Source organism: Providencia sp. PROV268, assembly GCF_028477805.1.
Taxonomy (GTDB): domain Bacteria; phylum Pseudomonadota; class Gammaproteobacteria; order Enterobacterales; family Enterobacteriaceae; genus Providencia; species Providencia stuartii.
The window spans coordinates 31,341-42,352 of the sequence record NZ_JAMPLW010000014.1 but is presented as its reverse complement, the minus strand read 5'-3'; the positions used below and the strand labels follow the sequence as shown (position 1 = coordinate 42,352).

The window sequence follows — 11,012 nt, the reverse complement described above, 5'->3', positions numbered from 1 at the left end:
ATTATCTGAATTCTTGTGATGCATTCCAAATAAATTATATTTCGTATAATTATGGCTTGCTTTCATGATGCCTGCATCGTCAATAAATCAGTAAGGATCCAACATGAAAAAAACGACATTGACCCTAAGTGCCATCGCGTTAGTATTCAGCTTTACGGCAACGTCACAGGCAAAAGTATTAATGCCAGACGTTGTTAGCCCAGGGGTAACTGTGGCAGAGTTAGCTGAACAGAAACCAATTCATTGGGTTTCTGTTGAGCAAATTAAAAATAGCCTTGAAGGCCAAGCTCCTATGGCTGTTGGTTTTGATATTGATGATACCGTACTTTTTTCCAGTCCTGGTTTTTATCGCGGTAAACTAGAATATTCTCCAAAGGATTTTAGTTATCTCAAAAATAGGGAATTTTGGGAAAAGATGAATAATGAATGGGATAAATTCAGCATGCCTAAAAAAGTCGGCATCGAGTTAGTCCAAATGCATCTAAAACGTGGTGATACTGTTTACTTTATTACTGGCCGCACGAAGACAAAAACAGAAACCGTTAGCCAATATGTACAAGAAGGGCTTGGTATCCCGGCAGATAAAATGAACCCAGTCATTTTTGCGGGGGATGAACCGGGACAAAATAATAAAGTCAGTTGGATGCGTGACCATAAATTAAAAATTTATTATGGTGATGCTGATGCCGATATTGCCGCAGCTCGTGAATTAAATATCCGTGGTATTCGTATTTTACGTGCCGCAAACTCCTCCTACCAACCATTACCTAAAGCAGGGCAATTTGGTGAAGAAGTTGTGATTAACTCTGAATATTAATTAGGTTAATCGACATAACATGAATAATATAAAGGCGCCTGGCGCCTTTTTTAGTATCTCACAAAGATTAACTCATAAGAGGTAAATGTATCATTCGCCATGAAATAGTCAAAAGAGGTGTAAAGAGGAAACTATCACACTTAAGTCATATTTAATTTAACAATCTAGTTATTATTTCATTTTTATGATTTGTTTTTAGGTATTTTAGCAGTAAATACGTCTATTTTTCATTGGTTGTATTTATTCTGTTTTAATGGCTAAGCGTAAAATCGTTTCGCGTTATTTAAAGACAAAATTAGCCAATTCCTATAACATTCTTTTCGAAATTAAATACAATTAATATTCAATATAATAAAAAATGATTGTTATCCATGTGGTTACTTAAGGTGGATTTATGGCAAAGAAAAGAGTGAAAGCTCTGCAACTTTCGGTAATTTGTGGGCTGTTGTCGATACAACTTCCTGTATTTTCAGCGCAAGACAATGGGCTAATTTTGACAGAAGAAGCGCCATTGCAGCAAGAGGTGGTGGCAGCCCCTGTGGCGACTATCACACCAACTGAAAGTTTAGCGCAAATTACGGGTGCATTACCTGCCGATATAAAACCTGTTTTTTCTTCACAACTCGCGAAGATTTATGCAGATCGGCAGATGAAACTGTTATGGCAAGATGAAACGGCTATCGAACAGTTTCAGCAACAACTGGCGGAGCTGGCACTTTCAGGGGTACAACCTCAATTTAATGAGTGGTTAGCCGCCCTTGAACATGTTCAGTTGAGCGAATTAGGCCGTGATGTGATTTTGTCTGATGCCATGTTGGGTTATCTACAATATCTTTCTGGTGTTTCAGCTAATGGACAATTTTGGCTATACCGGAAACAGCCTTACAAAATAGTGGCACCTACGGCAGAGCAAATGAAGCCATGGTTGGATGCCGCCGCCGAAAACCGCCTTAATGAATGGGTCAAATTACAAGCGCCTCAACATTCCCTGTATCAGCCTATGCGCGAAGAAATGTTGAGGCAACTAAAAATGGATGACGATGGGTTGGCTTTAGTGGATACCAAAACCCTAAAACCGGGTCAATCGAGTGATGATGTTATCGCTTTACGTGAGATCTTGTATCGCCAAGGGCTACTTGATGAAACGGCGATTAATACAGAGTTAGATGCCGCAGCGCCAGATGCAGAAATCGCCAAAGCGACCGCACAAGCGCGTTTGTACAGTGATGAGCTAGTTGAAGCTGTCAAAAAATTTCAACAGCGCTACGGCTTGGAAGCTGACGGTATGGTGGGGAAAGGCACCAAAGTTTGGCTGAATATGAAACCTCAGCAAAAAGCAGGGCTAATGGCGTTGAATATTCAACGCTTACGTATTATTCCTGAAAATAATGGCACTGGGATCTTGGTGAATATCCCTGCATTTTCATTAAATTTCTTCCTAAATGATGAAGTGATTTTAGATTCGAAAGTGATTGTTGGCCGGCCTGATCGTAAAACGCCAATAATGAGCAGTGCATTAAATAATGTGGTGATCAATCCACCTTGGAGCGTGCCTACCAGCATGGCTCGTAAAGACATTGCACCAAGAGGGAAGCAGGATCCTAGCTATTTTAGCCGCAAAGGTTACACGGTCTATTCCGGATGGGGGGAAGACTCCTTTGAGATTGATCCCTACTCCATCAATTGGGATGTGATCACTCCAGCGAATTTCCCTTATCGGATCCGCCAAGCACCGGGGCCAACCAACTCATTAGGCCGCTATAAATTTAATATGCCAAGTTCGGATGCAATCTACCTGCATGATACACCGAACCACAGCTTATTTAATCGGAGTGCACGTGCTATCAGTTCAGGGTGCGTACGGGTAAATAAAGCTAGCGAATTAGCCAGTATCTTGTTAGGTGATGTAGGGTGGGAGCAAAAGCGTATTGATGGTGCAGTAAAAGCAGGAAGTACGCGTTATGTGAATATTCCGGATAGGATCCCCGTTTATCTTTATTATCAAACGGCGTGGGTAGACAAAGAGCAACAGCCTCAGTACCGCGCTGATATTTACCAATATGATAATAGTATCAATAATGCTGAAAAATATTTACCCGCAATAAAAAACATCTTACATTAAATGTGATATCAGGGAGGTTTCCTCCCTGATATTTCTATTATCACTAATAATTAGTTGATAGTGGGTTACACTTAAGTATCAAAACCTATATTTTCAATGATTACTCAATAACAAGAAGATATTCTGTTTATTATGAGTGACCAAGTTCACTCTTTTGGCGTAAATATGCCAAATTTGCGCTTATTTACTTATTTCTTTACATTTTTATACATTAAAGTTAAATATCATTTGTTAGACTGAACAATAGTATAAATTTTGTTCCTATACTCTCTCATTCGAGATGCAGCTAGGCGCGCAATGAAGTGATTCGAAAGAAGTTAGCCGCTAAGTTGTAGCTCGAACGGCTGGGTATGTTTAACCCATTGAAATTTGAGTTACCATCTATGGATATTATCGACCAAAATCGCCGCAAGTGGTTAGGTGCTGGTGCAGCCGCTTTTGGGCTGAGTTTATTGCCTAGCCATGTTTTTGCTGCTATGACGACGCCTAAACCAAAAATTTTGCGTTTTCAAAACCTCAATACTGGGGAATTTTTAAAAACAGAGTTTTTTGATGGACGCCATTATAACAAATCTGAGTTAGCTCGATTAAATCACTTATTCCGTGATTACCGTTGCGATAAAGTCAAAACCATTGATCCTAAGTTATTCGACCAAATTTATATGTTACAGGTTATGTTAGGGTCGAATAAGCCTATTCAATTGATTTCAGGTTACCGTTCACTTGAAACAAATAATGCCTTGCGCCGTAGCAGCTCGGGGGTGGCGAAAAAGAGTTACCATACTCGTGGACAAGCAATGGACTTCCATATCGAAGGGATACAATTGAGCCATATCCGTAAAGCGGCACTGAAAATGAGAGCTGGCGGCGTTGGTTATTATCCAAAAAGTAATTTCATCCATATTGATACAGGTCCGGCAAGAACATGGTAATCTGTACCTATGCTCAGCGTACTTCAAGTCACAGCACTCGCAGGGATTACTTTGCCTTGCGCTGTTTCTTGAAGTATTTAGGGTATAAATAAAACAGATTACGGAGCGATTGCTTAATGAACTATATGATTATCCCAGTCACCCCTTTTCAGCAAAATTGTCAGGTGATTTGGGATGAAAATACGATGGAAGCAGTGATAGTCGATCCCGGTGGTGAAGCTGAAAAACTCATTGCCGCTATCGAAGAGCGTGGTTTAAAACTCACTAAAATTCTGCTCACGCATGGGCATGCTGATCATATCGGTGCAACGGCTATCATTTCTAAGCACTTCTCAGCCCCTATTTATGGCCCACAAAAAGAAGATGCTTTTTGGATTGAAGCGCTAGCAGAGCAACATGCGATGTTTAATATTGAAGGTGGTCCTAGCTTCACCCCTGACTATTGGTTAGAAGAGGGGCAGACTGTTCATTGTGGAACGATGGCCTTTGATGTATTGCATTGCCCCGGTCATACCCCTGGCCACATTATTTTTGTTAACCATGCAGATAAACTTATCTCAATGGGGGATGTGCTGTTTAAAGGGGGGGTAGGGCGCAGTGATTTCCCTCGTGGAGACCATCAGGCGTTGATTGCTTCAATCAAAAACAAGGTTCTGCCTTTAGGGGATGACTATCAGTTTATCCCAGGCCACGGGCCAATGTCAGATCTTGGTCATGAGCGCAAAACCAATCCATTTTTGCAGGATGATCTTCCTGTTTGGTGATGACGACTTAATCACCATCTAAGCTTGCTTTCACCCTATGAAGCCATGCCCCAACCTGTTGGGACATGGCTATTTCTGTGATTTTATCGAGCTAGTTTTCTGTTATTTAAAAAGAAAAAACGCCTCTCATAATTTATTGAGAGGCGTTCTATTATTGTAAAAACTTTATCGTGTTAAGCCATTACAGCACTTTTACGATGGCTTCACACAGTGGCACCATGTTTTCCAGCGTTAAACCTGCGACGTTGATACGCCCAGAGCTAACTGCATAGATACCAAATTCGCTACGTAAGCGCTCTACCTGCTCTTTATTGAGGCCACTGAAGGAGAACATACCATTTTGGTTGATAATGAAGCTGAAGTCCTGTTTAGCGCCTTTTTCTTCCAGTGTATTCACCAGCAACTGACGCATACGTTTAATACGCTCACGCATTGAGGTCAGCTCTTGGATCCACTCTGCTTTTAGTGCGTCATCAGAAAGAATGGTCGTAACCACGGCTGCACCGTGTGCTGGTGGGTTTGAGTAGTTAGCACGGATAACCGCTTTTGCTTGGCTAAACGCACGCTCTGCATTATCGCTATCTTTAGCAATAATGGTGCAGGCACCGACACGCTCATTATATAAGCCGAAGTTCTTAGAGTAAGAGCTGGCGACGATCATTTCTGGGTTTTGTTGGGTAAAGATACGCAGCCCTTCAGCATCTTCATCTAACCCTTTAGCAAAGCCTTGATAAGCGAAGTCAAATACTGGCAGTAAACCTTTCTCCGCGCATAGGGCAGAGAGTTTAGCCCATTGCTCAGCTGTTGGGTCGATACCTGTTGGGTTATGGCAGCAGCCATGCAGAACGATAACATCACCGGCTACCGCAGAAGATAAGCTGTTGAGCATACCATCAAAGTCCATACCATGACTTGCGGCATCATAGTAGTTGTAAGTCAACACTTCTAAGCCAGCGGCTTCAAAAATATTTTTGTGGTTTGGCCATGTTGGATTGCTTATCCAAACACGTTTAGCATTGGTTTGACTAGCGATAAAGTCAGCGGCAATACGTAGGGCACCCGTACCTCCAGGCGCTTGTGCAGTACGAGCGCGTTTAGAGGTGACAATTTCATGCTCTTTACCAAATAACAGCTCTTGGGTGACACGACCAAATTCTGGCATCCCACTGATGGCAAGATAGTTTTTGGTATTTTCGTTTTCAAGCAGGAATTTCTCTGCTTTTTTTACAGTGTCTAAAACAGGGGTTTTACCAGACTCGTCTTTGTAGACGCCAATACCGAGGTTAATTTTGTTTTCACGAGGATCAGCACGGAAACTATCAGCAAGGCCTAAAATAGGGTCAGCAGGGGCAGCAGTAATTTTTTCAAACATGTTGTCGATTCCAAAGCTCAGTTGTTAAGCCGAAAATGTTGAGTGCTCAGGTTAACGCGCAGAAAACAATTTGCCAACCGTTTTACTAAAAATTGGCAAGATCTTGTGATGCAGGTATAAATTGCATGGGATATGACCATTAATCGCACAAAATACAGCGGTTTTCACTTACTTCCCCACAGATTAACTTAAGAATTGATTTTTATGCGAGATTTAATGGCTTAGCGGTAACTAAAAGGTGGAAATACAATAGGTTGTGCAAGCTCGCTATACAGACGAAAAAAGCAACGCCGAAGCGTTGCTTTTCAAAACAGATTTCACTGTTGTCTGAATTATTGTTTAAACAATAATTAGAACTGGTAAACCAGACCCAGACCAACTACGTTATCAGTGTTGATACCGTTTTCACGAGTGAAGTCGTTGTCTTTCAGCAGGTTGATTTTGTAATCAACAACCGCAGACATGTTTTTGTTGAAGTAGTAGTAAGAACCTACAGAAACATATTTAACGAGGTCTTTGTTACCCCAAGCACCTAGGTCTTTACCTTTAGATTGGTTATAACCAATAGATGGTTTCAGACCGAAGTCGAACAGGTATTGAGCAACTAATTCAACGTTTTCAGTTTTGTTAGCGATATTGTCGGCTGAACCATAACGAGTAGTGTTCAGTGTTTGACCGTACATAGCGGCTAAGTAAACGTTGTTAGCGTCGAATTTACCACCAACGTTCCATGCTTGCGCTTTTTGGCCACCAGCAGTTGTTTCATGTTGCTGCTTAGGAGTACGAGAAGAGTTAGAGTAACCACCACCCAGTGATACGCCCCAACCTAAATCATACGCTGCTGAGAAACCGTAGCCGTCACCGTTGTCTTTAGCAGCTTTACCTGCTGATGACTTGTTGTTGTCACCGTTTTTACCTTGGTATTGCAGAGCGAAGCTCAGGCCATCAACATAACCGAACGCGTTGTTGTTACGGTAAGTTAACAGGTTACGGTTACGGCTAGTCATGAAGTTGTCAGACTGAGCCATAGTGTCCGCGCCCCACAGTGGGAACACGTCAGTCCATGCGTTCGTGTCGTATACTACACCGTAGTTACGGCCGTAGTCGATTGAACCGAAGTCAGCGAATTTCAAACCAGCATATGCTAAACGGTTTTTGTTTTCGTTGTTGTCTTCAGCTTTGTTAGTCTTAGTTTCCCACTCAAAACGACCAAAACCAGTCAGTTGGTCAGTGATTTGAGTATCACCTTTAACACCTAAACGAACGCGTGAGTCGTCGCCATCTTCACTTTTCTTACCTTTATCAGCGTCAGCAAAATAGTGACGAACGTCAACTTTACCGTAAACGTCTAGTTTGTTGCCGTCTTTGTTGTATACTTCAGCTGCGTTTGCTGCGCCTGCAGCCAACAGAGCTGGGATAACCATTGCAAGAATATTGCGTTTCATCATTATTATTACCCTCATTGGTGTTATTCGGACACCTGCCACTGCCAAAAATAATTCTCAAAAAAATTTGGAACTATTTATGAGAGATTAGTGTCGTCTATGTCGGCGTCCAGTGTTCCATTGGTAAATAAATTTATCTACCCTCAAAGTGCTACAAAAATAAAGATTCTGAAACAAATGGTAACAAGGTGTTTCAAAATGTAAAAAATAGAGTGAAAAATAACCACAGGTATGACCAGTTTAAAAATAATTACAAAATTTAGGGAACTTTTTTAAAGGTCAAATTGAACTTTTTTTGAACAGCTTAGATAAATATAAGTGATAGATTTGCTTATAGAGAAAACAAAAAACGATGAAAAAAGCGGAATTTTCCGATCTAAGCTAAATCAATTTAAAAAGGGTGCAGAAATTGTGCTCAGTTGGTAACGCTGTGATGTATTTCGCAAATCGACTAAAAAGAATGACGGTGATAAAAAATATCGAGCCATGATAGGCTCGATATTGGAAGCTTATTTGGAAAAGCTGTAGTGATTAGAATGCCGCATTGCGTGGTGTACGTGGGAATGGGATCACTTCACGGACGTTACCGACACCTGTTACATAAGCCACTAAGCGCTCGAACCCGAGGCCAAAGCCTGAGTGAGGCACGGTACCGTAACGACGTAGGTCACGATACCACCAGTAATCTTCTTTGTTCATTCCAAGCTCTTCAAGACGCGCGTCTAACATATCAAGGCGCTCTTCACGTTGTGAACCACCGATGATTTCACCAATACCGGGGGCGAGTACATCCATTGCTGCCACTGTCTTGCCATCTTCGTTAAGGCGCATATAGAAAGCTTTAATGTCCTTAGGATAGTTTTTAACAACCACAGGTGCTTTGAAATGTTGCTCAGCCAAATAGCGCTCATGCTCAGAAGACATATCAACCCCCCAGTAAACGGGGTTTTCAAATTTCTTACCGCAGGTTTCAAGGATCTTGATTGCGTCAGTGTAATCAACTTGAGCGAAATCTGAATTAACGAAGCTTTCAAGGCGGTTGATAACCTCTTTGTCGACACGTTGAGCGAAGAACTCAAGGTCATCGCGGCGCTCATCCAGCGCAGCTTTAAAGACAAACTTCAACATTTGCTCAGCAAGACCCGCAACATCGTCTAGGCTAGCAAAGGCCACTTCTGGCTCTACCATCCAGAACTCCGCTAAGTGGCGGCTGGTGTTTGAGTTCTCTGCACGGAATGTTGGGCCAAAGGTATAGACTTTGCTTAATGCGGTGGCATAAGCTTCGCCGTTTAATTGACCGGATACGGTTAAGAAGGATTCACGACCAAAGAAGTCTTCACTGAAATCCACTTCGCCTTTGTCGTTACGTGGCAGGTTGTTGTAATCCAGTGTAGAAACACGGAACATTTCACCTGCACCCTCGGTATCTGAAGCTGTAATAATTGGGGTAGAAACCCAAAAATAGCCTTGCTCATCAAAGAAACGATGCAGCGCTTGGGCGAGGGTATGGCGAACACGAGCTACCGCACCAATTAAGTTGGTACGAGGACGCAAGTGTGCGACTTCACGTAAGTACTCAACGCTATGACGTTTTGCAGCCATAGGGTAAGTATCCGGATCTTCAACCCAACCAACAACGTTAACGGCTGTTGCTTCTAATTCGAAAGATTGGCCTTGACCCGGTGACTCTTTCACGATCCCCGTGACTTCAACAGAACAGCCTGTCGTCAAATGCAGGACTTCGTCGTTATAATTAGGTAAATTATTATTGATGACAGCCTGTAATGGGTTAAAGCAGGAACCGTCATAAACGGCGAGGAAAGAAAAACCAGCATTTGAATCTCTCCTTGTACGTACCCAGCCTTGAACGGTGACTTCAGAGCCAACCGCCACACGGCCTTGCAGTACATCGACTACAGGCGCTACGATCATAAAAATTACTCTCTTTTATATAAACGAAATTAACGATGACATTTTCACTGGGCTAAATAAGCCATTTTTCATCTTATAGACCAATGAAAGTATTTGTTTTCCCGAAATTCTCTATTTCAAGGTTAAAGTTCTATGTTACTTGCCGTGAGGCAGGAAACAAGTAAAAAATCGATACTTTTGTACCAAAAAGTGCAATAGCCTCTAGCTATAACCTAGTTGGGGTTAGAATAGCAAGCAAATATATTATTAAGCGACAAGTTATCGTGTTATTGCGTACGCTGAAAGGGGAATTGGTGTGATACCTATTCCCATTAAGGTATCACACAGTGCATCGCCAAATTAGCAAGCCTTTTCCATTTTAGGAAGATCAAACGCTTTGCGAAGCTGATTAACGAACTCATCGTCTTCACAAATGGTTTTACCCGGACTATCGGATAATTTCGCGACGGGTTTGCCGTTGCATTCAACCAATTTGATCACAATATTCAGAGGTACGACACCGGGAATATTGCAAGTGAGCCTTGTGCCAATCCCAAACACAAGGTTAATGCGTTTATGGAAATAGCGATACAGCTCTAATGATTTTTGTAAGTCGAGACTATCTGAGAACACGAGCGTCTTAGTCATTGGGTCAATGCCTAATTTCTCATAGTGCGCAATGGCCTTCTCTCCCCATTCAATAGGATCCCCTGAATCGTGGCGTAATCCTTGGTAGCGCTTCGCAAAGTTATCATCGAAATCACGCAAAAATGCATCCATCGTGATACAGTCCGTTAATGCAATGCCAAGTTGGTCGGGGTATTCGTCAAGCCAACTTTGGAGTGCAGCACGTTGGCTATTGGCTAACTCAGGGCTAATTTGTTGGTGCGCTTGGAACCATTCATGGGCTTGGGTGCCGACGGGGGCTAGCCCTAATTTATGTGCCAGTTTGTAATTACTTGTGCCCACAAGGTAAGGGAACTCCTCTTTAAGCAAGGAGACGATAGCAGATTGGACATCATAGGAAAAACGGCGACGCGTGCCGAAATCCATGAGTTTAAAGCGGCTAAGGTCGATATGGTTTTCGGCCGCTTGATCATAAAATACCGTCAGTAATTTTTTCAACTGAGTAACGGCATCTTCTTGGGTCACCTGTGGATGCCTATCGCGTTGAACTATTTCACTGATCAAGGCGAGGAGGGGAACTTCCCACATAATCACTTCGCACCATGGGCCACTAATACGAATCGCGAGCTGCCCATCATCCGCAGTGGTGATATTGACCTGTTCAGGTTTAAAGCGAAACGTTTTTAGCCATGCAAGATAATCGTCTTTGAAAAAAGGAAGCTCTTTTAAATAGTTGGCCTCATCATCGGTGAGTGAAAGGCGAGCCATCAATTGGACTTGCTGGCGGATTTCATCGGCATAGGCACCTAGAATTTCACGACTACGACAGCGGAACTCGGCGACAACCGGTACTTGGCTGTAATGGTGAAATACGGCCTGCTGCATATGAAGCTTATAAGCATCAGTGTCAAGCAGTGATGTAATAATAGGGGTAGCGTCTAAATTCATGGCGCGCAGGCGTCCTCGCGGAGCTATCTACTTATTAGCTAAATCGTTAAAGTTGGAAAAGTATACTCACTTTG

At 42.4% G+C, this 11,012-nt stretch carries 8 protein-coding genes; 4 read left to right on the top strand and 4 right to left on the bottom strand.

Annotated elements, in window-relative coordinates; all coding sequences use genetic code 11:
* Positions 1 to 103 precede the first annotated feature (103 nt).
* The 4 genes from aphA (at position 104) to PR699_RS11795 (ending at position 4,635) form a co-directional block, all read left to right on the top strand.
* Entirely contained in the window at positions 104 to 817 is a 714-nt protein-coding gene (gene aphA, locus PR699_RS11810; RefSeq protein ID WP_014657934.1) for an acid phosphatase AphA, read from the top strand.
* A 394-nt stretch (positions 818 to 1,211) separates the two neighbouring features.
* A complete protein-coding gene (gene ldtD / locus PR699_RS11805) occupies positions 1,212 to 2,939 on the top strand; it encodes a L,D-transpeptidase (RefSeq protein ID WP_014657935.1) in 1,728 nt (575 codons plus the stop codon).
* A 383-nt stretch (positions 2,940 to 3,322) separates the two neighbouring features.
* Positions 3,323 to 3,871 carry a YcbK family protein gene (locus PR699_RS11800; RefSeq protein WP_014657936.1) on the top strand — a complete coding sequence of 183 codons (549 nt, stop codon included), beginning with the start codon at positions 3,323 to 3,325 and terminating at the stop codon, positions 3,869 to 3,871.
* Between the two features lie 116 nt (positions 3,872 to 3,987).
* Positions 3,988 to 4,635 (top strand): MBL fold metallo-hydrolase, encoded by a 648-nt coding sequence (locus PR699_RS11795; protein WP_004918165.1) that lies wholly within the window; start codon positions 3,988 to 3,990, stop codon positions 4,633 to 4,635.
* A 181-nt stretch (positions 4,636 to 4,816) separates the two neighbouring features.
* Here PR699_RS11795 and PR699_RS11790 read toward each other — a convergent pair whose 3' ends face one another.
* From PR699_RS11790 to pncB, 4 genes are all read right to left on the bottom strand, one after another.
* Entirely contained in the window at positions 4,817 to 6,007 is a 1,191-nt protein-coding gene (locus PR699_RS11790; RefSeq protein WP_004918170.1) for an amino acid aminotransferase, read from the bottom strand.
* Positions 6,008 to 6,357: 350 nt separating this feature from the next.
* Entirely contained in the window at positions 6,358 to 7,452 is a 1,095-nt protein-coding gene (locus PR699_RS11785; RefSeq protein ID WP_148271244.1) for a porin, read from the bottom strand.
* A gap of 531 nt (positions 7,453 to 7,983) precedes the next feature.
* A complete protein-coding gene (gene asnS, locus PR699_RS11780; RefSeq protein ID WP_004918174.1) occupies positions 7,984 to 9,384 on the bottom strand; it encodes an asparagine--tRNA ligase in 1,401 nt (466 codons plus the stop codon).
* A 339-nt stretch (positions 9,385 to 9,723) separates the two neighbouring features.
* Positions 9,724 to 10,938, bottom strand: a complete 1,215-nt coding sequence (pncB, locus tag PR699_RS11775) for a nicotinate phosphoribosyltransferase (RefSeq protein WP_014657938.1) — start codon at positions 10,936 to 10,938, stop codon at positions 9,724 to 9,726.
* Positions 10,939 to 11,012: the final 74 nt, after the last annotated feature.

Coding starts and splice junctions, on each gene's coding strand:
- PR699_RS11790 (WP_004918170.1), bottom strand. CDS start 6,007: ATGTTTGAAAAAATTACTGCTGCCCCTGCTGACCCTATTTTAGGCCTT.
- PR699_RS11800 (WP_014657936.1), top strand. CDS start 3,323: ATGGATATTATCGACCAAAATCGCCGCAAGTGGTTAGGTGCTGGTGCA.
- pncB (WP_014657938.1), bottom strand. CDS start 10,938: ATGAATTTAGACGCTACCCCTATTATTACATCACTGCTTGACACTGAT.
- ldtD (WP_014657935.1), top strand. CDS start 1,212: ATGGCAAAGAAAAGAGTGAAAGCTCTGCAACTTTCGGTAATTTGTGGG.
- aphA (WP_014657934.1), top strand. CDS start 104: ATGAAAAAAACGACATTGACCCTAAGTGCCATCGCGTTAGTATTCAGC.
- asnS (WP_004918174.1), bottom strand. CDS start 9,384: ATGATCGTAGCGCCTGTAGTCGATGTACTGCAAGGCCGTGTGGCGGTT.
- PR699_RS11795 (WP_004918165.1), top strand. CDS start 3,988: ATGAACTATATGATTATCCCAGTCACCCCTTTTCAGCAAAATTGTCAG.
- PR699_RS11785 (WP_148271244.1), bottom strand. CDS start 7,452: ATGAAACGCAATATTCTTGCAATGGTTATCCCAGCTCTGTTGGCTGCA.